Origin of the sequence: Actinomadura fulvescens, assembly GCF_039533225.1 — a bacterium.
GTDB classification, from domain to species: domain Bacteria; phylum Actinomycetota; class Actinomycetes; order Streptosporangiales; family Streptosporangiaceae; genus Spirillospora; species Spirillospora fulvescens.
In genome coordinates this window covers 250,742-271,220 of record NZ_BAAATD010000007.1, presented here as the reverse complement: position 1 = coordinate 271,220, position 20,479 = coordinate 250,742, and the positions used below count along the sequence as shown (strand labels likewise).

Genomic DNA, 20,479 nt, shown 5'->3' with positions numbered 1-20,479 from the left:
GATCGGCGCTTAACGCCGTCCTAACGCCGAGCACCGAACCGACCCGGTCACGCGGGGCCGCCGCAGACTCCCGGCGCGGAACGTCCGACCTGACGGCTATGGTGCGTCTTCATGAACACACTTCACACCGGCTTCGATGAGACGACCCGGGCATGAGCCGCTACCGGGGGCCGGCCACGCTCATCAGCAGTGACGGGGCCGAGGTCGAGGTTTACGTCGATCTGCGCGCCAAGCAGCGGGAATGGTCCGGGACCGCGACCATCGGCGACTTCGATGGCACCGGTCTTGACGACCGGACGTTGCGGTTTCCCGATGGCCGCGAGGCCCAGGTCACGCTCGGCGATTCGGCGGCCTGGTCGGGGTCCGACGTCATCACGCTGGTCGGAACCGGCCCGCCGCCGTTCCCTTGAGCAGACCGCCGCACCGCTGAGCTTGAACGCCGACGGCCACCTCACGGCCGTCGGCAACGAGCCCGTTGGGGTGCCCGCACGCCGTCCCGCCCGACCTCGCCGGGCTGGTCAGCTTGCCCGTGTTCGTGCGTGGCGGCGCCAGGCAGAGGGAGCGATGCCGCGTGCGCGTTTGAAGGCGACGCTGAAGGCGAAGGCGTCCTGGTACCCGACCGTACGGGCCACGCTGGCGACCGTGGCTTCGGTGTCATGGAGCAAGTCCGCCGCCAAGGTCATCCGCCAGCCGGTGAGGTAGGTGAGCGGCGGCTGGCCGACCAGGCCGGTGAAGCGCGCCGCGAAGGCGGCGCGGGACATGCCGACCTTGGCGGCCAGTTCGGCGATCGTCCACCGATGTGCGGGATCGTCGTGCAGCCGGCGCAGCGCATCGCTGATCGCGGGGTCGGCCAGTGCCCGGTACCACGCGGGCAGCGTCGCCTCCGGCCGGGCGCACCATGCCCGCAGTGCCAGCACGAGCACCAGGTCCAGCAGCCGGGACAGGACGGCGTCCTGGCCGGGTTCGTCGCAGGCGGCCTCGGTGGCGAGCAGATCCAGCGCCGGCCGGGTCCGCGGCCCGCCGGGCACGACCGCCAGCCGCGGCAGCAGGTCCAGCAGGCGGTCGCCCACGTCACCACGGAGTTCGTAGGCGCCCCGGAGCATGGTGGTGGCGCCGGGCAGGCCGTCGCCGTAGGTACGGGGAGCCAGACTCCGATGGGTGCCCGCTATCTCCTCGCCTCCGCCGACGCGGTATTTCCTTCCCCCTTGGACGATGACCTGGGGTGGCGTGGCCGGGCTATCGGCGATCGTGTAACGGCCGGGCCCACGGATCAGGGCGATGTCGCTCGCGGCCAGCCGCACCTGCGTTGCGCCGGCGTTCGCGTGGGCGTCGTCGAGCCGGATCGACGCGTGGCCGCCGAGCGTGGCCACGACCGTGAGCTGCGGGACGTCGGCAAAGGTCAGTGACCACGGTGGCCGCTGGATCAGCTGCCTGACCAGCGAATCGCCGGCGCGGGCCCGCTGCAGAAGATCACTCAGGACGTCCACGCCTCCGCACGTTAGACGATCACAAAGGTCTTCGTGACGTTCGCCCATGGATCATCTTCGACCCGTGGAGTTGGCTCGTCGGCATGACCGACATCCTCATCCTCGGCGGCACCGGCAAGACCGGTCGCCGCATCGCCCGGCGTCTGCGGGCCGCGGACCGGCTCGTACGGACCGCGTCCCGCACCAGCGGTGACGTCCGCCTCGACCTCGACGACCCGGCGACCTGGCCGCCCGCGCTCGACGGTGTCACCGCGGCATACCTGGTGGAGCCCAACCCGCTGGCGAACCTCGATCACCGTCTCCCCCGCCTGGTGACCGAAGCGGTCGCCGCCGGCGTGCGGCGGCTGGTGCTCCTGTCGGCCCACGGTGTCGGGGAGGCCGACGACCGTCACCCCCTCAAGGCCGCCGAGCAGGCCGTGCGCGAATCCGGCGTCGACTGGACGATCCTTCGACCGACCTGGTTCTCACAGAACTTCAGCGAGGACTTCTACCTGCCGGGAATCCAGGAAGGGACACTGGCCCTGCCTACCGGCGACGGGCGCACGCCGTTCATCGACGCCGAAGACATCGCGGAGGTCAGCGCGGCGGCGCTGACCGAAGACCGGCACAGCGGCCGGACCTACCAGTTGACCGGCCCGCGGGCGATCTCCTTCGGCGAGGCGGTCGACCTCATCGGCAAGGCCACCGGCCGCACGATCCATCACGTCGACATCGCCCCGGAGGAGTTCGTCGAGCGACAGGTCGCCCAAGGCGTCCCACGCGACGGCGCGCGACTGCTCACCGGCCTCTACGCGGCCATCCGCGACGGCTGGGCCGCCGAGCTCTCCGACGGCGTGCAACGAGCCCTCGGCCGGCCGCCCAGGCCGTTCGAGGACTACGTCGACGAGACCGCCGCCACAGGCCACTGGAACTGACCCACCCGACGCCGGCCGCCCGTACCCACGGCCCAAGCCGAGGCGTCCTCGCGCCTTCAGTCAGGCGAAGTCGGCGGCGTGGTCGGTGGCCCACTGCGCGAACGTGCGGGCCGGTCGTCCAGTGATCTGCTGAGCGGTGGCGGGCACGCCTACGGACTTGGCCCAGCCGTCGAAGAGGGCGTCGAGAATGACTCGGGGGTCCTGTCTCACACCCGTTCGACACTGCTGTCACAGTGCGGATTCGCGGGGCCAGCTCTACTTGTGGCAGGGGTTGCCGCGCAGGGCGCTGGACTTCACCCACCCCCAGCGCCTCGCCTGAAGGTCGAGTCCGTAGATCCAGCCGGAGGGACCGGTGCACCGATTTGTGATCTTGAACTTGCCGGTCCGGAACAGGTTGGCGGTGGCGAACGAGACGTGCCGCCAGCCATGGCTCGCCTTACCCCACAGGTTGCGGACGCGGCCGTGGCCGTCCTTGGAGGCGGGCGGGTAGGGGTTGCCCTTCAGACAGGACGTTCCCAAGAAGGCCCAGCGCGGCATGCCCTTGGCTCGTCAGGCTCATCAGGGAAGTCGTTGCGACCGCGACGGCGGCGAGGTCTTTCGCTCTGCGCATGTTCCGATCGTCTTTCTGCTGTCTGGAGAGGCTCCGGGTGAGCCCTCGCTTCCCCTCCGAGGCTGGTGGCGAGGTCGCGGCGTCCGGTCTCGATCAAGGCGAGTTGGTGAATTTCCGTCGTCTGAAGGCCTCCGGGCCGGTACTTATGTGCGCATGTACTCCTCGAAGGAACCCCCTGAGCCAGAGACACGGCCGGCCGTACGAGAAGACCGACCGCGTAGAGGTCCTCACACGTCCGGCCGCCCCTCCAGGCTGGGTCGTGGTCTTCACCCCCAAGGATGCTCCCGGCTACCTCTGGATGCAGGAACGGCAACTCGGCCCGATCCATCGATGTAAGTCACCTCCGCCAGGCAGCTGAACGTACGCGGCACGCGACCGGCGTCCCGGGAACGCGGTCGTGCCGGGCTTCTCACTGTCGGTGTGGCCTGCGGCTGCGCGGCTCTCGACCGAGCGGAACGCGAGGCCCGGGAGGTGCGCACACGATCGTCGGCGCGGATGGTGTGCGGCTGGAGGCGGGCGGGGGCAGCTGGAGCCATGCCGGGCCGTGGGTTTCCTTGGAGTCGACGGTGATGGCGGTGAACGTGGCGGGGTCGATCAGGCCGGGGCCGTCTCGGATGATCTCTTGGTAGAGGTAGTGGGAGGTGATCAGTCCGAGGTCGGCGCTGTGGTCGTCGATGGCGGCCTTGAACGCGGGTGTGTCCAGGAGCCGGTACAGGTGCAGGACGGCGCGGCCGCCGACGCCGTGTTCGTCGCGCTGGACGTAGCCGGCGTTGACGGCGACGCGCAGTCGCAGCTGCGCCGTGGCCGCCGAGATCCGGTTGTGGTGGCGCAGGGCCGCGCGCAGGTGGTGTGGCCAGCGTCCGAGCAGGGGTTCGACGCTGATGCGGGTGGGCGCGATCACCAGGATGGCGTCGCCGCGGTCCTCGTGGTGGCAGTGCTGCAGGGGAACGTCGATCTCGGCGAGGGACTCGGTGATGATTCGGTAGAGCGCGGTGTGCAGATAGGAGTGGACTGCCGGGTCGTGGCTGCCGAATCCGACGATGTCGGCCGCCAGCATCGCATGGTGCAGGGCACCGGAGGTGGACCAGAGTGCGTCGCTCGTGCTGATCGGGACCATGGTGGGTTACCTGTCTGGACGAGGGGGGCGATGTGATCGTCGGCCCAGAAGTCGATGAGCTGGTCACAGGACAGGTCGTGCAGGAGCGAGACCGGATCCGCCAGGCGGCGGCCGGTGACCAGCCTCCACGTGACCGTCAGGACCATCCCGATCACCACCTCGTCAGCGGATCGCGGGCCGGGCATGGGGGGCTGAGGCCCGGCCGCCGTTTGCCGCCAAGGCGCCGATCCACCTGGCGTTCCGCACCACATTGCGGGTCCGTTGGTCGCGGGCGCGGAGTGAGCAGACGTGATCGGCATGATCGGCAATGACTTTCTGGGTGGATGTGCGAAGGAGGGCGGCCGGAAGAGCGCCCACGCCAGAAATCATTGGGGGTCCGCGGCGACCAAGCGCCACCTGCACCAAAATCGGACAAAGAGAATGGCCAACTGAACGAAGCTGGACACATTGCACCACTCATCGGCGGATGCCGTACGCGCCGACGACCGAAATGCCCGGGTTTGCACCCGGGGCAGGGATACGAGGACGTGGCGAGGCGGCAGACCGGGGCAACGGCCCCTCGTCGCCCTGCCGCCATCAGGTTCGTCGCGCCGAGGGACCGCCGCCGCCGGTCGGTTCGCCGGTCGGAGGATCGACCCATTTCAGGGAAGCTGCGAAATGTGTCACATGACGCAGCTTCCCGCCCGTCTGATTATTACGTGAATTCTCACCGGACGGGGCCGAACGGAACCGAACGCTTTGCCACCGGTCTGAACAGTGTCGACACGGCCTGCAACAGGTCAGACGAGAAGGGGTTTCATACCGCGCAGTGTTCATTTTTGCACATGTAGCCACGAGTCCGGCAAAAAGCCCCTCATGTTCGGGATCACATGGGCCATGATTCGTATTAGCCGCCCGAGGACAGCCAATCCGGGGCGGTGGCCCCAGATCCGTACGGTCGCCCCTAGACCCACGCTCGGAAGAGAAGGCAGATGGCCAGTGACGCCTACTCCGCATGCCTGTTCCAGGCCCAACTCGCTGCCCAGCGGCTGCCCGGACCCGCGCCGGCCATCGCGCCCAGGTCGACACCCCACACCGGTGACGGCTCCCGCCGACCGCTCCCGCCCCGGCCGGCCGGCTCCCTGACCATCTGAATCGGACCTGCCATGGGCGACAAGAGCAAGCGCGGAAAACTGCGGTTCTGGAAGCGCAAGAGCCGTTCAGTGCCCACCAAAGCCAAGCTGGAGCGACACCTGGAGCTTGCCTACCCCGGTCCGGGACGTGAGCAGGACAAGCTCAAACTGGTCATCCTCGATGTGCTGCTGAAAGGAGGCCTCGAACAGGACGAGGTCGTCGAACTGGCCCGCCGCCGCAACCTCAGTGCCGCCAAGGCCAAGGAGTTCCTGCACGGAGACGTGGAGTTCGGGTTCCGCTGGGACGTCCTGGAGTCCCTGCTCGTCGACTGCGGCGCCGACCCCGCCTCCGTCGAGGTGGCCGGGCAACTGTTCGCCGAGTTCCCACGCCGCGAACATCCCCGGCACCGCTCCGCTCAGGACCAAGGCCAACCGCCCAAGCCCGGCACACCGGCCCCACGGTCTGACGATGAGAGCGCCCAAGGCCTCGGCGACACCGCCGCGCACGTTCCCCGGCCGCGCAACGGTAACGACAGCCGCAGGCGACGCGCTGATCCGTGTAGCGCGGCCACACCAGAGCAGTACATCGCCGCGATGTTCTACTTCCGCGTCTGCAAGGGCAACCCCTCCTACCGCAAGATGTCGGCCGCCGTCGGCAACAGATACGCCCACACCACGTTCTCCAGCCTGAAGAATCGCCCCACGTTGCCCAGCCTGGACCTGGCCATGTCGTTCCTCACCGCATGCGGCGCTCACCGTGACGAGCTGAGCGAGTGGGAAGCGGCGTGGCAACGCATCGCCCTCGCCCAGGTGGAGCACGGCGAGGAGTCTCCAGGAGGCCATGACCTGTAGGTTCATTTCTCGCGTGGACGTCGGCGCTGTGTGAGATGGGCGGCCAGGAGCGCGGCCGAGTAGTCGGCCATGAAGCGCGGCGCGCGTAGCGTGAGCAGTATCCGGTGCACGGCTGAAGCCGCTGCCGGCCACTCGTCAGGGCTAGCCTGATGACGCTCCGTGCGCCCGGCCATGGCACCTCCTTGGGATGAACGGATCTATCTGGATCTAACCGCCTGGGGTCACGCACCATTTGAGCAAAATCCTTACGAGACACGAAACATTTGCGCAGCGTCTCGGAGGCGCGTGCCGTGACTCTCCGTTGCAACGGCCGTCGGCCCAAACCGATCAGAGTGCGATGGCGAGGCGTCGCGTTCGCGCCCAACGACGCTGAGCTCAGCCGCGCCTGCGGCCAGCTGCGCGCCGCCCTGAACCTGCCGAGCGAGGAGAACGGCCATGGACGAGCTGACGGTACTGCGTGACCTGGGCAAGGACATGGAACACGCTCGCCTGCCACCGTGAGCGCTTGATGAGACATGGTCCCGCCCGGCCGACGACTCGATGACCACGGCCCCGGCTCCCGTCCTCGCACACGGGCGGCAGCGCTAGCGGCCGTTCTGAACGACGTCGAGCGCGCCGAGCAGTGCGCCTTGGCCGGATTGGAGGACGTGACCGGCTTCCAGCGGGATCCAGAAGCATTCGAGGTTCGTGGGCTCTCGCTGGCCGTCGTGGCGCTCTTGGCCGGCCCATCGTTCTGGGGTGGGCTCGGTGAGCTCCAGTTGGAAGACGTGGCGGCGCTGGATCTCGAATCTGTAGGGGCTGATGTCGTAGAGAGCCTCGCCCAGCTTCCGAACGATCGTGAACCGGGTGAAGCCCGTCTCCTCCCGCGCTTCGCGCAGGGCGGCTTCCTCGGGTGTCTCCCCCGGTCGGATACTCCCGGCCGGGACCTGAATCCCGACCTGCTCATAGCTGAAGTCCGTGTGCCGGAAGACCAGCAACCGTCCGTCACCGACGATGTAACACAGCACCTTGTCCGTGACGGTCTTCTTCGTCATCGATGCCTCTCCCGCTTCGCGCATGCGGCCAAGCTGGATCGTATCCGTGCCCGGGTTTTGAGGGCTTCAGGGGATAACCAGGACGGCATCGAACGACACGTTCTTCGCATCGAACGAGCGTTGCCGGGACGAAATCCACGCTGGCAAAATCGAACGTGGCAGAGGCGGCGCGTTCGTCACGCCGTTCCGCGTTCACCGCATCGGAAGTCCAGCATGAAGTACGCGCTTGTCATCATCGAAACGGACGAGTCGCGGCGCGCCATTGGGCGCGACCGGGCCGGCCATCGTCAGGCCATTGCCGATTGGATGGTCGAGCAGGGCCAAGCCGGGATTCTGGTGGATGGTCAGGCGTTCGAGACCGAATCGGTTCCTCCGGTGACCGTCCGCAAAACCGCGAACCGTGAGGTCTCGGTCGTCCATGAGCCGTTCGCCGGTGAACACGAGACTCTCGGCGGCTATGCGGTCATCGAAGCGGCGACCATGGAAGAGGCGGTCAAGGCCGCCTCATCGTGGCCCACTCCGGAAACGATTGAGATTCGCCCGATCTGGACGCAGGGATGACCCTCGACGGCAGGACCGCGCGGGGTGGTCAGGTCGAGGTGTCGATCGCCTGATCGCAGTCGATGGCGACGCGGGAGAAGTCGCTCGCGAACGTCAGCCGCACCGACTCGCTGCGCCACACCGACGTGTTGTAGACGTACCCGGTGGGCTGCTGAAAGTAGATGGAGACGGTACGGGAGCCCCGGATGTCGGGCTCCTGCGGATCGCCCTCGATACGGATCGACGGGGCGGGGTGCCGGGGCTCGACCTCCCGGGTGTGCGTTCCGACGTTGCCGGTGTACGTCGCGGTCCTGGCCACGTCCATGGGCACCGGAACGCCGTCCACCAGCACCTGGAACTCGCTCGACCCCGACTCCAGGGCGGCAAGGGACACCCGCCGTCCGTCGAGTCGGAACTCCACCACGCACCCCAATGTACGGGAACGCCCCGGCGATGATCGCCGGGGCGTTCCCTGTTCCCATGCATCCGGCAGCCCGGCCGGAAGTCAGGAATCCTTGGTCATCCCAGGGGCTGGGGGGCGCCGCGCTCGCCCGCGCCCGTACCCCAGGACAGCACCTCGTACTTGGCGCCCTTGATGTGGCCGGCGTCACTGCCGGTGTCGTAGTTGCTGGCCGGCTTCTTACCGTCCAGGAGGTACCGGAAGGTGTAGGTGTCCAGGTCGAGCATCACACCGCGGTGCGAGGGCTCACCAGGGCCGCGGTCACCGACGAACCCGGTCACGCTGCGACCGTTGTAGGTCACCTTCACCTTGGTGTGCAGCGGCCACGACGGCGAGGCGAACAGGCCCTTCTGCATCGGCTTGCCACCCGCCGGGGCGCCGGTGTCACCGTTCACACCCGAGCCGTCGTCCCAGAAGTAGGACGCGGTGGTCGTACCGGTGTACAGGGACTTGGTCTTCTTGGCCTTGCTCTTGTGCGGCTGCACGGCGGCGGCCTGGTGAGCGGCCGTCTGCTCGGGGACCTCGGTGGAGGCGGCCGCCACGCCGGCGACCACGATTCCGGCCATGGCGGTACCGGTGAGGGCGGTCAGGGCATGATTAAGCGCACGCTTACGCATGGGAACGTCCTTCCTTGGGAAAACAGGGCTGCCGATCCCACGCCCGGCGCACGGCGCAGCCGTGAACCTGGACGGGCATGGTGATGCGGGGAATACCGCCGCCGAATCCGCGTCAGAGCGGAGGGCATGTGCGCGGTGGGCCGCTGCATGGGACGGCCACGAATCCCGGCACAGGGGGGTCCTGCCTGGCCGGCAGGAGGGCGGCGGCTAAGCGGAGATCAAAAGATCCCGGCCTACCTCGAACGCGGTTCTCTCCAGCGTCCGGACTTGTATAGCAAATCGCTGTCCGAATCTGTTCCCGGCCTTTGTCAATCTCTTGACCGGTGCCTGAACCTTACGTCCACCCCTTGTACAGCGCATGGGTGCAGTGGGATGTTCCCCCGCTTTGCCCCTGACTTGACCCGTTCATGGGGACGCAGAAAGCGCACTCGAACACATATAGGTAATTACAAATAGGGTGTGAACGGTATTGGCCGTCAGCGGCAGTCGTAGGTGTTCACCGCTTCGAAGGCGTCTCGATTGCGCGTTCCGTACTGATCTAGGCCACACCGCCGGCCGGGTCAGGCGTAGGCGGCGCCGAGGACCGCGTCGGGGCGGCGGGAGCGCAGCAGCGACTCCAGGTCCGCCGCGTCGGCGGACGGATCGGTGAGGCGCCCTTCGTTGTAGTCCTGGATGAGGGTGGAGACGGTCTCGCGCGCGCAGGACTTGTTCGTGCCGATGAAGCCGGTCGGGCCGCGCTTGATCCAGCCGGCGACGTAGCTTCCGGCCAGGCCGGCGACGCGTCCGGCGGTGTGCGGGACGGTGCCCGACGCCTCGTCGAACGGCAGGCCCGGGACCGGCAGCGCCCGGTAGCCGATGGACGTCAGCACCAGGCCCGCCTCGACGTGCTCGACCTCGCCGGTCGCGACGGCCGACACCCGGCCGTCGTCCACGCGCAACGTGTTGCGGGCGAAGTCGACGCCGTCGCCGGTGAGGCGTTCGGGGGTCAGCAGGTACCGCAACGTGATGCGGCGGGCGGCTCCCGAGACGTCACGGCGAGCGAGCTCGCGCAGCAGGCGCAGTTTGTGGCGCAGGGCGTGGTCGGACTCGTCGGCGCCGGTCAGGTCCAGCTCGTCCTCGGCGGCCGAGACCGCCAGGCCCGGCGTGTTCGCCAGGCCCACCAGCTCGGGCAGCGTGAACGCCGAGTGCGCCGGACCCCGCCGCCCGACCACCATGACCTCTTCGATCCCGCTGCCGCGCAGCGCGGCCAGGGCGGCCGGAGAGATGTCGGTGGCGGCCAGGGAACCGGGGTCACGGATCAGGACCCGGGCGACGTCGAGGGCGACGTTGCCGTTGCCGATCACCACGGCGCGGCGGTGCGACAGGTCGAACGTGCGGTGCGCGTGATCGGGGTGGCCGTTGTACCAGGCGACGAACTCCGTCGCCGACACCGCGCGTTCCGCGCCCTCGACCTCCAGCCGGCGGTCCGACGACGCGCCCACCGCGTAGACGACCGCGTGGTGGTGGCGCAGCAGTTCCTCGTGGGAGATGTCCCGGCCGACCTCCACGCCCGCGTGCAGGTGGAAACCGGGCTGGGCCGCGATCGTGTCGAACTGCGTGACGACGCGGCGGGTGGACTGATGGTCGGGGGCCACGCCCGCTCGTGCCAGGCCGTACGGCACCGGCAGCTTCTCGTACACGTCCACGCGCGCGCCGGGGACCGTCAGGACCTCGTCGGCGGCGTACATCGCGGCGGGGCCGGACCCGACGATCGCCACGCGCGGCGGCACCGGCCGCTGGACGACCGTCAGCGGCGGCGGGACCTTCGCCAGGATCGGCTGCTCGCCGCGCGGCGCACCGCCGTAGAAGTCGGCGTTGATCTCCAGGAAGGGCAGCTGGGCGTCACCGAGCCGGTGCTGCGGCACGATCGCCCCGACCGGGCACGCGCTCACGCAGGCCCCGCAGTCGACGCACGTCCGCGGGTCGATGTAGAGCATCTCCGCGGTGGCGAAGTCCGGCTCGTCCGGCGTGGGGTGGATGCAGTTCACCGGGCAGGCATGGACGCAGGACGCGTCGTTGCAGCAGGACTGCGTGACCACGTGGGGCATCGGGGGGTTCTCTCTTCGTGCTCGGGATGTCAGGACGCGCGCTGGGCCACGCGGTGCGGCTCACCGCGGTAGCGGGACACGTCGCCGTCGATGCCGAGCGCCTTCCACACCTTGCGGGCGGCCGGGTTCATCAGGCCGAGCTCTTCGGCGAGCATGCGCACGTCGCCGAAGTAGTTGCGCATCAGCTCCCGCGACTTGGGGTTGCGCCAGAACGCCTCGCGCATCACCTGGCGCGGGATGTCGAACTCCTTGGCCATGTCGCGCGGCGGCGCCATGATCGCCCCGGCCAGCCAGCGCATGACGATCGGGTAGGCCAGCGAGGTGACCGCGCGGCCCGCCCTGCTCTGCCGCTTGACGCGCTCGGTGAGGAAGCGGTGCGCGAACGAGATGTGCCGCGCCTCCTCGGCGATGTGGATCTGCATCGTGCGCAGCAGCGCCGGGGGACGGTCGTCGCCGCGCCGGATGACGTCCTTCTGGAAGTGGTCGATCGGCTCCTCGCCCGCCAGGATGCCGATGAAGAACAGGATCGGGGCGTACGCGGCCAGATGCCAGAAGTGCGAGGTGGCGCGGTAGTCCGCGCGCATCCCCGGCGCGTCGACGCCGGTCCGGTTGACCAGCTCCTGGAACATCTGGATGTGGTTGCACTCCTCGGTCATCTCGTGGAGGCAGTAGCGGAACTCCGGCGACTGGTTCGGCATCCGCATCGCGTACTGCATCATCCCGCGGATCAGGACGCTCTCGAACTGCAGGCCGACCTTCTGGATGTTGGCCACCCGCCACAGCCCGATCGCGATCTTCCGCTCCTCTGGCTGCGCCTGGTACCAGGGGTGCGCGCCGAGCGGGTCGACGTCGTCCGGCAGGATCCACCGCGGGTCCTTCGGGTCGATCTGGAACTCCGGGGAGTCCCAGTCGATGTCGAGGTAGGGGTCGAAGCGGCGCGCGACCGAACCCTCGGACAGGGTTCGCAGCAGGTCCCGGTACTCCTGGTCGATGATCATGCGTGGCCACCTCCGGGGGTTCCGCGTCACCGCGGCGCGGAATGATTTACGATTGCGCCCTGGACTGTAAATAGTAAGTGACCCCTTGGTCAAGGTCGATGGCTCCTATAGTGGGATGCGCCATACACCGCCGCCGGGAAGGCGCATGACAGCAGGGAACCTCGTGACCGCCGCACCGGACCGGGCCGCCGTGCCCCGCCGGTCCCGGGGCACCACCGCGGGCCGCACCGCCGAGGAGATCCACGACCTGATCCTCGACGCCGCCGCCGAGTGCCTGGTCGACGGCGGCTTCGCCAACGGCCGCCTGCTGTCGGCCATCGCCCGCCGCGCCGGGATCTCGCGCCCCACCCTCTACAAGTACGGCGGCAACGTCGACGACATCCGCGAGGCGCTGGTCCGCCGCGAGATCACGACGTTCGCCGAGGAGCTGATCCCCCGCCTGCGCGACGCGGGCTGGTCGGGCGACGACCTGGTCGACGTGCTGGTGTTCATCGTCGGCTACGGCCGGTCCCACCCACTTTTGCAGGCCGCCCTGCGCGACATCCCCGAGATCATCCTCCCGGTCTTCACGGTCAACGCCGGCGAGACCATCGAACGGATCTCGACGCTGCTCACGCCACTGGCCCAGGAGCACATCGACACCGGCCGCATCCCACCCGTGGACCTCCCGCTCCTCATCGACGCCCTCTTCCGCGTCGCGGTCTCCCTCATCCTGATCCGAGGCCCGCTGGACCTGGACGACCCCGCCACCCTGCGCACCTACCTCGACTTCGCCCTCACAGCCGTAGCCGACCTCCGCACCACACCACCACAGCCACCAGCCGAAGAGTGACTCGCCGGGGCGTGCCTTGATCGGGGAGAATTCTCGGTGCCGGTGGCACGCCGGCCGGTATCGGAAGGCGGCTCGATGAGGTTTTCGTCTAACGCGCTGGTCGTCGTGGCGATGGTGGCGTGCGCGGCGCTCGCCGGGTGCGGTGGCGCGGACGAGTCGTCGATCATGGACAAGGACACGCTGGTCGCCGGGGTGCGGCCGGACCTGCCGGGGATCGGGCTGAAGGGCCACGACGGCGCGTTCGCGGGGTTCGACGTCGATGTGGCCCGGCAGGTGGGCGCGCGGCTCGGCAAGCGGGTGGAGTTCGTCCAGTCGTTCGCCGCCGACCGTGAGCGGCTGCTGCTGGAGCGGCGCGCCGACCTGGTGCTCACGTTCTGGGTGCGGCCCGACTGGAAGCTGCGGCTCACGTTCGCCGGCCCCTACTACCCCTCGTACCAGGACATCCTCGTCCGCGCCGACGAACGCGCGATCCGCGGTGTGCGGGACCTCAAGGGCCGCAGGATCTGTGCCGTCCGGGGAGCCGGGGCCGCCGACCAGGTGACCAAGGAACGCGGCGTCGCCGCCGAGCAGGTGTCCGCGCGGTCCTACGACGAGTGCGCGGCCATGCTGCGGAGCCGGAACATCGACGCCATCACTACGAACGACACGATCCTGGCGGGCATCAAGCTGCGGCAGGGCCAGGACTTCCGCCTGCTGAACGCGAAGTTCGGGGAACAGCGCACCGGGATCGGGATGCGCCGCGACGACACCGATGGCTGCGAGGCCGTCAACAAGGCCATCACCCAGATGTACCAGGACGGCACGATGGCCAAGCTGATGCGCAAGTGGTTCGGGGGAGCGGGGCTGGACCTGTCGGTCATCGAGGTCCCGGAGTTCGAGGGCTGTCTGTGACGGCCCCGCCGCGGGGAGCGGGGCCGTCACTGATACCGGCTCAGCAGGTGTTCTTGGCGGGCTTTCCCGCGTAGCGGTCGGCCAGGAACGTCATGACCTCGCCGTTCTTGAACAGCATCTCCAGGGCGTGTTCGCCGATCCACGACCGGACGGTGTGCACCCTGGCGCCCTTCGCGCACCAGTCCTTGACGAGCTTGTCGGCCTGGCGGACAGGAACGATCTCGTCGGTGTTGGCGTGGTAGTTGAAGATCGGCGTGGTGGGGGCCGCGGCGCCCATCGTGTTGAGCTTGAGCACGGGCCTGACCGTCGGGGCCGACAGCGGGTCGGGCACGGTGCTGTACTGCGACAGCTTCTTGAAGGCGAACGCTCCCAGGATCTCGGTCAGGCACTTGCCGCGGGCCTGGGCGATGGCCTTGCGGCCCGCCTCGTTCATGATCGCGTCGATGTTCATCTCGGGGAACTCGGTGGCGAGGCTGGCAGCGGCGGCGGCCTCGAAGCCGGAGAACGGGCCGCCGTCGAGGAAGCGGGCCACGGCCTCGGGATCGGCCGGGGTTCCGCCCATGGCGGCGCCCTTGAGCTCGACGTCCGGCGCGTAGGACGGCTGCGTCTGCGCGGCCCAGCCGGTGGCCTGCGCTCCGCCGGAGTAACCGTTGAGCGTCCAGGGGTTGTCCTTGCCGATTCCCGGCGCGCCGGTGAAGTCCTTGACCGCGCGGATGCCGTCCAGCACGGCGTGCGCCGCCTGCGGCCCCGCCATGAACACCGACTTGGGCCCCTCGTGGTCCGGCAGCGCGACGGCCCAGCCCTTGTCGAGCAGCTTCGTGGACCACACGGCGGACCACGCGGCGATCGTGCTGCCGGACGTCAGCCCGTAGGACGGCGCGCACTGGGTGCCGGTGGCGTCCTCGGCGGCCTGCACCGACACGACGGGCCGCGCCCCGTTCCCCGTCCAGGCCTTCTTCGGCACGATGAGGCTGGTGACCACGAGCTGCGGCGCCAGATGCGAGTCGTTGCTGCGGTACGAGAGCTGCCAGACGTCGGCCTTGGAGTCCAGGTCGCCGACCTTCGGCGTGATCTTCCGGCTGCCCACGATCTGGCCGGCCCGGTAGGAGCCGATGTCGGCGGGCGCGGCGTAGAACGGGTCCTGGTCGGGCGGGACCGACCCGGGCGGCGGCGGGCCGGCGGCGTGGGCGGGCGCCGCGAGCACGGTCGCGAGCAGGGCGGCCACCGGCAGCGCGGACGCACTCCGGCGGAGGAACGGGACAGCACGCATCGGGGGCTCCAGGGGCGGGAATCCGGTCTCGACGCCTGAACTCTGGCGTGCCGCGATCCTCCGGTCTAGACCCGCGTCCTCACATCCCGCCTTCCCAACCCACAGATCACTGACAAACCGGTGCGGCGGTGACGACCGTCATAGCCGGTGGGAGCGGGGTCGGCTAGCCATGCGATCTCCGGGTGTGACAGGGTCGGACCGTGACACACCAGGGGCCGTCCGGCGGCATGTCGGTGCAGGTCGACCGGCTCTCGGTCTACGCGGTGGTGACGGTCGGGGGGGCGATCGACTTCGGTTCGCACGAGCGGCTCGCCGAGCGGCTGACCGAGGCGCTGGAGCTGACCCGGGTCGCGTTGATCGTGAACATGGCCGCGGTGAACTTCTGCGACTCCGCCGGGCTGCGCGTGTTCGCGCGCGTCATCCGCGAGACCCGCATGCGCGGGATCTCACTGGTGGTGACGGGGCTCCATGGCCGGGTCGAGAACGTCTTCACGATGACCGGGCTGCAACAGGAGATGTTCGTGCGCTCGGACGTCGACAGCGCGGTGGACTGGCTGGAGACCGGGCAGAGCCGGCTGGCCTTCAAGCCCGGAGAACACGCCTGACGCCGTTCGACATTGTCGAACACTCACCAGCGGCGTGCGCCAAGGTCGCGGGACACGGCGCGTGCGGCGTCGCGCACCGCGGCCACCAACTCGACATGGGGACGCCCGCCCGCGTCGCAGAGCCGCTCGATCGCCCCGGAGATGCCGATCGCGCCGACCACGACCGTCCGGTCGTCACGGATCGGCGCGGCGATGGAGACCTCGCCCTGGACGAGCTCCTCGATGTCGGCGGCCCAGCCCCGCGCCCTGACCTGGTCGAGGTCGGCGGCCAGATCGTCCTTGGACGCGATCGTGTTGCGGGTGTAGCTCTTGGTGTCGACGTCGGCCAGCAACGCGTCGTACTGCAGGTCGAACGCCAGGAGCACCTTGCCGAGCGCGGTGGCGTGGATGGGCAGCAGCTCGCCCACATCCAGTGTCTGCAGGCTGTCGTCGGGGCGGAAGACATGGTGGACGATCAGCACCTGGCCCTCGTGGAGCGATCCGATCCGGACGCTCTCACGCGCGCGTGAGGCCAGGGAGTCGGCCCAGTTGATCGCCCGGGTCCGCAGCTCGTTGACGTCCAGGTAGCTGTTGCCGAGGTGGAGCAGGGTGGCGCCGAGGCGGTACTTGCCGCCGGACCTGTCCTGCTCGACGAAGCCGACGTGCTGCAGCGTCTGCAGGATGCCGTGGACGGTGGCCTTGGGCAGCTGCATGGCCTCGGCCAGCTCCACCACACCCAGTTGCCGGGGACCGGACGCGAGCAGCCGCAAGATCATCGCGGCCCGTTCCACCGATTGGATTCTCCCTGGCATCCCCATAGCGTAGCGTGTACATTGTTCGACATTGTCATACTCAATTCAACAGCGTCCCCGAGCACGAGGAGCTGAACGGTGAAGCCGGTCGAACTGTCGCCCGCCCAGCGGACGCGAGCGCTACGTGAGATGGGGTCGGGCCAGGAGCTCGACGTCCTGGTCGTCGGAGGCGGGGTGGTCGGCGCGGGGTCGGCGGTGGACGCCGCGACCCGGGGGCTGAACGTCGGGCTGGTCGAGGCCCGTGACTGGGCCTCGGGCACGTCGAGCCGGGCCAGCAAGCTGATCCACGGTGGCCTGCGCTACCTGGAGATGATGGACTTCGCCCTGGTGCACGAGGCGCTGCGCGAACGCGGCCTGATGGTCCAGCGGCTCGCCCCGCATCTCGTCCGGCCGGTGCCCTTCCTCTATCCGCTGACCCACCGTGTCTGGGAGCGCCCCTACGTCGGGGCGGGCGTTCTGCTGTACGACACGATGAGCGCCTCCGGGCGGATCTCGCGGGGCATGCCGCACCACCGCCACCTGTCCAAGAAGGGGGCGCTCAAGGTCGCCCCCGGCCTCGACCCCGACTCCCTCGTCGGCGCCGTCCAGTACTGGGACGCGCAGGTCGACGACGCCCGGCACACCATGTCGCTGGTGCGCACCGCGGCGTCCTACGGCGCCCTCGTCGCCAACCGCGCCCGCGTCGTGCGCTACCTGCGCGACGGTGAACGCGTCGTCGGCGCGGTCGTGACCGACCAGGAGTCCGGCGAGGAGTTCGAGGTACGGGCCCGGCAGGTCATCGGCGCCACCGGGGTGTGGACCGACGAGACCCAGGCGCTGGCCGAGGCCGCCAGCGTCCACGTCCGCGCGTCCAAGGGCGTTCACCTGCTCGTGCCGCGCGACCGCATCGACTCGACCAGCGGGCTGATCCTGCGCACCGAGAAGAGCGTGCTGTTCGTCATCCCGTGGGCGCGGCACTGGATCGTCGGGACCACCGACACCGACTGGGACCTGGACAAGGACCACCCCACCGCCACCGCCGCCGACATCGACTACCTGCTGGAGCACGCCAACCGCGTGCTGGCCGATCCCCTGACCAAGGACGACATCGAGGGCGTGTACGCGGGGCTGCGGCCGCTGCTGTCCGGCGCCTCCGACCAGACCGCCAAGCTGTCGCGCGAGCACCTCGTCGGCACGCCCGTGCCCGGGCTCGTCGTCGTCGCGGGCGGCAAGTACACCACCTACCGCGTGATGGCCAAGGACGCTGTCGACGAGGCCGTGCGCGGACTCGGCGACGAGGACGTGCCGGAGTCGGTCACCGAGGACGTGCCGCTGGTCGGCGCGGACGGCTTCAAGGCGGTGTGGAACCGCCGGGAGGCCCTCGCCCGGCAGGCCGGCCTCCCGGTGCGCCGGATCGCGCAGCTCCTGCGGCGGTACGGCACGCTGGTCGACGAGGTGCTGGAGTTCATCGCCGCCGACCCGTCGCTGGCCGAGCCGTTGCCGAGCGGCGACGCCTACCTGCGGGCTGAGGTCGTCTACGCGGCCACGCACGAGGGCGCGCGCGACGTCGAGGACGTGCTCGCCCGCCGGACGCGCGTCTCCATCGAGTCCCGCGACCGGGGCACCGCGTCCGCCGAGGTGACCGCGTCCCTGATCGGCGGCGTTCACGGCTGGGACGCGCAGCGGATCGCCGACGAGGCCGCCGCCTACGTCCGGCAGGTGGAGGCCGACCGCCGCGCCGAGGAAGAGCCCGACGACCAGGCCGCGGTGACCATGCGGGCCGGCGGCCAGAAGGTCGCCTAGCCCGTCCGCCGTCGAGTCGTCCACCGTCCATGGGTGGACGACTCGCCGCGCTAGTGCTTGCCGGGCCTGATCCAGTCGAAGGTGCGCTCGACCGCCCGGCGCCAGTTGTCGTACTCGGTCTCCCGGTGCCCGGGGTCCATCGCGGGCAGCCACTGGCCGGCCCGGTGCCAGTTGCGGCGCAGTCCTTCCAGGTCGGGCCAGTAGCCGACCGCCAGGCCCGCCGCGTACGCGGCGCCGAGCGAGACCGTCTCGGCCGCCATCGGCCGCACCACCGGGACGTCGAGGACGTCGGCGATGAACTGCATGAGCAGGTTGTCGGCGGTCATCCCGCCGTCGACCTTGAGCGACTTGAGGGCGATGCCGGAGTCGGCGTTCATGGCGTCGACGACCTCGCGCGTCTGCCAGCCGGTCGCCTCCAGCACGGCGCGGGCCAGATGCCCCTTGGTGATGTAGGAGGTGAGGCCGACGATGATGCCGCGCGCCTCGCTGCGCCAGTGCGGCGCGAACAGCCCGGAGAACGCGGGAACGATGTAACAGCCGCCGTTGTCGTCGACCGTGCGGGCCAGGGTCTCGATCTCGGGGGCGGTGGCGATCAGGCCCAGCCCGTCCCGGAACCACTGGACCAGGGCGCCGGTGATGGCGATGGAGCCCTCCAGCGCGTACACGGCGGGCTCGTCGCCGATCTGGTAGCCGACCGTGGTGAGCAGCCCGTGCGTCGAAACGACCGGTTCGGTGCCGGTGTTGAGGAGCAGGAAGCTGCCCGTTCCGTAGGTGCACTTGGCCTCGCCGGGGGCGAAGCTCGTCTGCCCGAACAGCGCGGCCTGCTGGTCACCGAGCGCCGCGGCGATCCGTACGCCCGGCACGACCCGGGTGGCGGTGCCGTAGACGGCCGTGGAGGGCCAGATCTCGGGCAGCATGGCGCGCGGGACACCGAAGTAGGCCAGCAGTTCGTCGTCCCAGGCGAGCGTCGCCAGATCCATCAGCAGGGTGCGGCTGGCGTTGGTGACGTCGGTGAGGTGACGGCCGCCGTCCGGGCCGCCGGTCAGGTTCCAGATCAGCCAGCTCTCCATCGTGCCGAACAGCACGTCCCCGCGTTCGGCCCGTTCCCGCAGGTCCGGAGTGTTGTCCAGGAACCAGCGGATGCGCGGGGCGGAGAAGTAGGTCGCCACGGGGATGCCGCATCGGCGGTGGATCTCCTCGGCGAACGGCTCGGCGGCCATCTCCTCGACCAGGGCGTCGGTGCGGGTGTCCTGCCAGACGATCGCGCGGCCGATCGGCTCGCCGGTGCGGCGGTCCCACAGCAGGGTCGTCTCGCGCTGGTTGGCGATGCCGATCGCGGCGACCTGGTCCGGGGTGGCGCCGGCCTGCGCGATGGCCTCGGGCGCGATGCGCTCGACGTTGCGCCAGATCTCCATGGCGTCGTGCTCCACCCAGCCGGGCCGCGGGAAGTGCTGCTTGTGCTCGCGCTGGGTGACCGACACGAGCCGGCCGCTGTGGTCGAACAGGATGCACCGGGTCGAGGTGGTGCCCTGGTCGATGGCCATCACGTAACGCTCTGTCATGGATTCCTACTCCCACATAGGGTAGGTGGGCTTCACCACCGGGAGGCTCCGAGGTCTCGGGAGACCGCGCGCGCGGCGTCGCGCACGAAGGTCACCAGTTTCGGTTGGGGACGGCCGCGGACGTCGCAGATCCGCTCCACCGCCCCCGAGATGCCGATGGCACCGACCACCAGGCCGCCGTGACCGCGGATCGGCGCGGCCACGCCGGCGTCGCCGACGGTGAACTCCTCGGCCTCGGCCGCCCACCCGCGGTCCCGGATCTCTTTCAGTGCCCGGGTCAGGACGGGCGGCGAGGTGATCGTGTGCCGGCTGTAGGCGGTGAGCTCCGGCTTCGCCGCGAGCTCCGCCGCGACGCTCGTGTCGTACGCGAGCAGGACCTTGCCGAGCGCCGTCGCGTGCAGCGGAACGAGCGTGCCGACGTCGAGCGCCTGCAGGGTGTCGTCCGGGCGGAACACGTGGTGCACCACCAGGACCTGGCCGTCCAGCGACGTGCCGATCCGGACCGCCTCGCCGCTGCGCGCCGCCAGCGCGTCCGCCCAGTTGATCGCGCGGGAGCGCAGCTCGTTGACGTCCAGGTAGCTCGTGCCCAGGTGCAGCAGGGCGGCGCCGAGCTGGTACTTGCCGGTGGCCTCGTCCTGCTCGACGAAGCCGACTCCCTGCAGGGTGCGCAGGATGCCGTGGGCGGTACCGCGGGCCAGCCCCAGCGAGCCCGCGACCTCACCGAGGCTGTGGCGTCCGGAACCGCGGGCGAGCAGCCGCAGGATGGCTGCCGCCCGTTCGATCGACTGCACGGGTCCCGGCACGCCGCCCACCTAACCACGTCAAAGTTCATTCGACAATGTCGGCATTCATCCGGCAGGAGCGAGACAAGGGACCCGAATGTTCGTTGAGCTGTGAGGTGGGTCACCACAACAGTCT

The 20,479-nt window shown here is 69.6% G+C and carries 21 protein-coding genes; 8 read left to right on the top strand and 13 right to left on the bottom strand.

Annotated elements, in window-relative coordinates:
• The first annotated feature begins 152 nt into the window (after positions 1-152).
• On the top strand, positions 153-410 hold the full coding sequence (locus ABD333_RS26225) for a DUF4873 domain-containing protein (protein WP_344545098.1): 258 nt from the start codon (positions 153-155) through the stop codon (positions 408-410).
• 108 nt (positions 411-518) lie between these two features.
• Here the strand turns inward: ABD333_RS26225 and ABD333_RS26220 are convergent, their stop codons facing one another.
• Positions 519-1,487: a helix-turn-helix transcriptional regulator gene (locus ABD333_RS26220; RefSeq protein WP_344545096.1), complete on the bottom strand. Its 969-nt coding sequence runs from the start codon at positions 1,485-1,487 to the stop codon at positions 519-521.
• An 83-nt stretch (positions 1,488-1,570) separates the two neighbouring features.
• Between ABD333_RS26220 and ABD333_RS26215 the strand changes: the two genes are divergently transcribed.
• Positions 1,571-2,401, top strand: coding sequence for an NAD(P)H-binding protein (locus tag ABD333_RS26215; RefSeq protein ID WP_344545094.1), 831 nt, complete (start codon positions 1,571-1,573; stop codon positions 2,399-2,401).
• A gap of 60 nt (positions 2,402-2,461) precedes the next feature.
• Here the strand turns inward: ABD333_RS26215 and ABD333_RS26210 are convergent, their stop codons facing one another.
• The 3 genes from ABD333_RS26210 to ABD333_RS26200 all read right to left on the bottom strand — a co-directional run bounded on the left by ABD333_RS26210 (position 2,462) and on the right by ABD333_RS26200 (position 4,128).
• A complete protein-coding gene (locus ABD333_RS26210) occupies positions 2,462-2,611 on the bottom strand; it encodes a hypothetical protein (protein WP_344545093.1) in 150 nt (49 codons plus the stop codon).
• 45 nt (positions 2,612-2,656) lie between these two features.
• Positions 2,657-2,938: a hypothetical protein gene (locus tag ABD333_RS26205; protein WP_344545091.1), complete on the bottom strand. Its 282-nt coding sequence runs from the start codon at positions 2,936-2,938 to the stop codon at positions 2,657-2,659.
• Between the two features lie 482 nt (positions 2,939-3,420).
• Positions 3,421-4,128 carry a hypothetical protein gene (locus tag ABD333_RS26200; protein WP_344545090.1) on the bottom strand — a complete coding sequence of 236 codons (708 nt, stop codon included), beginning with the start codon at positions 4,126-4,128 and terminating at the stop codon, positions 3,421-3,423.
• A 1,145-nt stretch (positions 4,129-5,273) separates the two neighbouring features.
• Here ABD333_RS26200 and ABD333_RS26195 point away from each other — a divergent pair.
• Positions 5,274-6,092 carry a hypothetical protein gene (locus ABD333_RS26195; RefSeq protein WP_344545088.1) on the top strand — a complete coding sequence of 273 codons (819 nt, stop codon included), beginning with the start codon at positions 5,274-5,276 and terminating at the stop codon, positions 6,090-6,092.
• 584 nt (positions 6,093-6,676) lie between these two features.
• Here ABD333_RS26195 and ABD333_RS26190 read toward each other — a convergent pair.
• The gene (locus ABD333_RS26190; protein WP_344545087.1) at positions 6,677-7,126 is read right to left on the bottom strand and encodes an NUDIX hydrolase; all 450 of its coding nucleotides are present in this window, start codon (positions 7,124-7,126) and stop codon (positions 6,677-6,679) included.
• Between the two features lie 213 nt (positions 7,127-7,339).
• Here ABD333_RS26190 and ABD333_RS26185 point away from each other — a divergent pair, with 213 nt between their 5' ends.
• On the top strand, positions 7,340-7,687 hold the full coding sequence (locus tag ABD333_RS26185; RefSeq protein WP_344545085.1) for a YciI family protein: 348 nt from the start codon (positions 7,340-7,342) through the stop codon (positions 7,685-7,687).
• Between the two features lie 28 nt (positions 7,688-7,715).
• On the opposite strand, the gene ABD333_RS26180 is transcribed toward ABD333_RS26185, so the two are convergent.
• From ABD333_RS26180 to ABD333_RS26165, 4 genes are all read right to left on the bottom strand, one after another.
• Positions 7,716-8,090: a hypothetical protein gene (locus tag ABD333_RS26180; RefSeq protein WP_344545083.1), complete on the bottom strand. Its 375-nt coding sequence runs from the start codon at positions 8,088-8,090 to the stop codon at positions 7,716-7,718.
• 95 nt (positions 8,091-8,185) lie between these two features.
• Positions 8,186-8,743, bottom strand: coding sequence for an RlpA-like double-psi beta-barrel domain-containing protein (locus tag ABD333_RS26175; RefSeq protein ID WP_344545081.1), 558 nt, complete (start codon positions 8,741-8,743; stop codon positions 8,186-8,188).
• Positions 8,744-9,303: 560 nt separating this feature from the next.
• Positions 9,304-10,830, bottom strand: coding sequence for an FAD-dependent oxidoreductase (locus ABD333_RS26170; RefSeq protein ID WP_344545079.1), 1,527 nt, complete (start codon positions 10,828-10,830; stop codon positions 9,304-9,306).
• A gap of 29 nt (positions 10,831-10,859) precedes the next feature.
• On the bottom strand, positions 10,860-11,828 hold the full coding sequence (locus tag ABD333_RS26165; protein WP_344545078.1) for an AurF N-oxygenase family protein: 969 nt from the start codon (positions 11,826-11,828) through the stop codon (positions 10,860-10,862).
• A gap of 145 nt (positions 11,829-11,973) precedes the next feature.
• On the opposite strand from ABD333_RS26165, the gene ABD333_RS26160 reads away from it, so the two are divergent.
• Both ABD333_RS26160 and ABD333_RS26155 read left to right on the top strand, forming a co-directional pair.
• Positions 11,974-12,660, top strand: a complete 687-nt coding sequence (locus ABD333_RS26160) for a TetR/AcrR family transcriptional regulator (RefSeq protein WP_344545076.1) — start codon at positions 11,974-11,976, stop codon at positions 12,658-12,660.
• A 75-nt stretch (positions 12,661-12,735) separates the two neighbouring features.
• Positions 12,736-13,551: a transporter substrate-binding domain-containing protein gene (locus ABD333_RS26155; protein WP_344545074.1), complete on the top strand. Its 816-nt coding sequence runs from the start codon at positions 12,736-12,738 to the stop codon at positions 13,549-13,551.
• A gap of 40 nt (positions 13,552-13,591) precedes the next feature.
• On the opposite strand, the gene ABD333_RS26150 is transcribed toward ABD333_RS26155, so the two are convergent.
• Positions 13,592-14,821, bottom strand: a complete 1,230-nt coding sequence (locus tag ABD333_RS26150; RefSeq protein ID WP_344545072.1) for a lipase family protein — start codon at positions 14,819-14,821, stop codon at positions 13,592-13,594.
• A 200-nt stretch (positions 14,822-15,021) separates the two neighbouring features.
• On the opposite strand from ABD333_RS26150, the gene ABD333_RS26145 reads away from it, so the two are divergent.
• Entirely contained in the window at positions 15,022-15,426 is a 405-nt protein-coding gene (locus ABD333_RS26145) for an STAS domain-containing protein (RefSeq protein WP_344545070.1), read from the top strand.
• A 23-nt stretch (positions 15,427-15,449) separates the two neighbouring features.
• On the opposite strand, the gene ABD333_RS26140 is transcribed toward ABD333_RS26145, so the two are convergent.
• Positions 15,450-16,217, bottom strand: coding sequence for an IclR family transcriptional regulator (locus ABD333_RS26140; protein WP_344545068.1), 768 nt, complete (start codon positions 16,215-16,217; stop codon positions 15,450-15,452).
• 129 nt (positions 16,218-16,346) lie between these two features.
• Here ABD333_RS26140 and ABD333_RS26135 point away from each other — a divergent pair, with 129 nt between their 5' ends.
• Positions 16,347-17,999, top strand: a complete 1,653-nt coding sequence (locus ABD333_RS26135; RefSeq protein ID WP_344545406.1) for a glycerol-3-phosphate dehydrogenase/oxidase — start codon at positions 16,347-16,349, stop codon at positions 17,997-17,999.
• 50 nt (positions 18,000-18,049) lie between these two features.
• Here ABD333_RS26135 and glpK read toward each other — a convergent pair whose 3' ends face one another.
• On the bottom strand, positions 18,050-19,561 hold the full coding sequence (glpK, locus tag ABD333_RS26130) for a glycerol kinase GlpK (RefSeq protein WP_344545066.1): 1,512 nt from the start codon (positions 19,559-19,561) through the stop codon (positions 18,050-18,052).
• A 32-nt stretch (positions 19,562-19,593) separates the two neighbouring features.
• Positions 19,594-20,364 (bottom strand): IclR family transcriptional regulator, encoded by a 771-nt coding sequence (locus tag ABD333_RS26125; RefSeq protein ID WP_344545064.1) that lies wholly within the window; start codon positions 20,362-20,364, stop codon positions 19,594-19,596.
• Between the last annotated feature and the right edge of the window lie 115 nt (positions 20,365-20,479).

Coding starts and splice junctions, on each gene's coding strand:
- ABD333_RS26160 (WP_344545076.1), top strand. CDS start 11,974: ATGACAGCAGGGAACCTCGTGACCGCCGCACCGGACCGGGCCGCCGTG.
- glpK (WP_344545066.1), bottom strand. CDS start 19,561: ATGACAGAGCGTTACGTGATGGCCATCGACCAGGGCACCACCTCGACC.
- ABD333_RS26140 (WP_344545068.1), bottom strand. CDS start 16,217: ATGCCAGGGAGAATCCAATCGGTGGAACGGGCCGCGATGATCTTGCGG.
- ABD333_RS26175 (WP_344545081.1), bottom strand. CDS start 8,743: ATGCGTAAGCGTGCGCTTAATCATGCCCTGACCGCCCTCACCGGTACC.
- ABD333_RS26150 (WP_344545072.1), bottom strand. CDS start 14,821: ATGCGTGCTGTCCCGTTCCTCCGCCGGAGTGCGTCCGCGCTGCCGGTG.
- ABD333_RS26165 (WP_344545078.1), bottom strand. CDS start 11,828: ATGATCATCGACCAGGAGTACCGGGACCTGCTGCGAACCCTGTCCGAG.
- ABD333_RS26225 (WP_344545098.1), top strand. CDS start 153: ATGAGCCGCTACCGGGGGCCGGCCACGCTCATCAGCAGTGACGGGGCC.
- ABD333_RS26190 (WP_344545087.1), bottom strand. CDS start 7,126: ATGACGAAGAAGACCGTCACGGACAAGGTGCTGTGTTACATCGTCGGT.
- ABD333_RS26215 (WP_344545094.1), top strand. CDS start 1,571: ATGACCGACATCCTCATCCTCGGCGGCACCGGCAAGACCGGTCGCCGC.
- ABD333_RS26205 (WP_344545091.1), bottom strand. CDS start 2,938: ATGCCGCGCTGGGCCTTCTTGGGAACGTCCTGTCTGAAGGGCAACCCC.
- ABD333_RS26200 (WP_344545090.1), bottom strand. CDS start 4,128: ATGGTCCCGATCAGCACGAGCGACGCACTCTGGTCCACCTCCGGTGCC.
- ABD333_RS26170 (WP_344545079.1), bottom strand. CDS start 10,830: ATGCCCCACGTGGTCACGCAGTCCTGCTGCAACGACGCGTCCTGCGTC.
- ABD333_RS26135 (WP_344545406.1), top strand. CDS start 16,347: ATGGGGTCGGGCCAGGAGCTCGACGTCCTGGTCGTCGGAGGCGGGGTG.
- ABD333_RS26155 (WP_344545074.1), top strand. CDS start 12,736: ATGAGGTTTTCGTCTAACGCGCTGGTCGTCGTGGCGATGGTGGCGTGC.
- ABD333_RS26185 (WP_344545085.1), top strand. CDS start 7,340: ATGAAGTACGCGCTTGTCATCATCGAAACGGACGAGTCGCGGCGCGCC.
- ABD333_RS26195 (WP_344545088.1), top strand. CDS start 5,274: ATGGGCGACAAGAGCAAGCGCGGAAAACTGCGGTTCTGGAAGCGCAAG.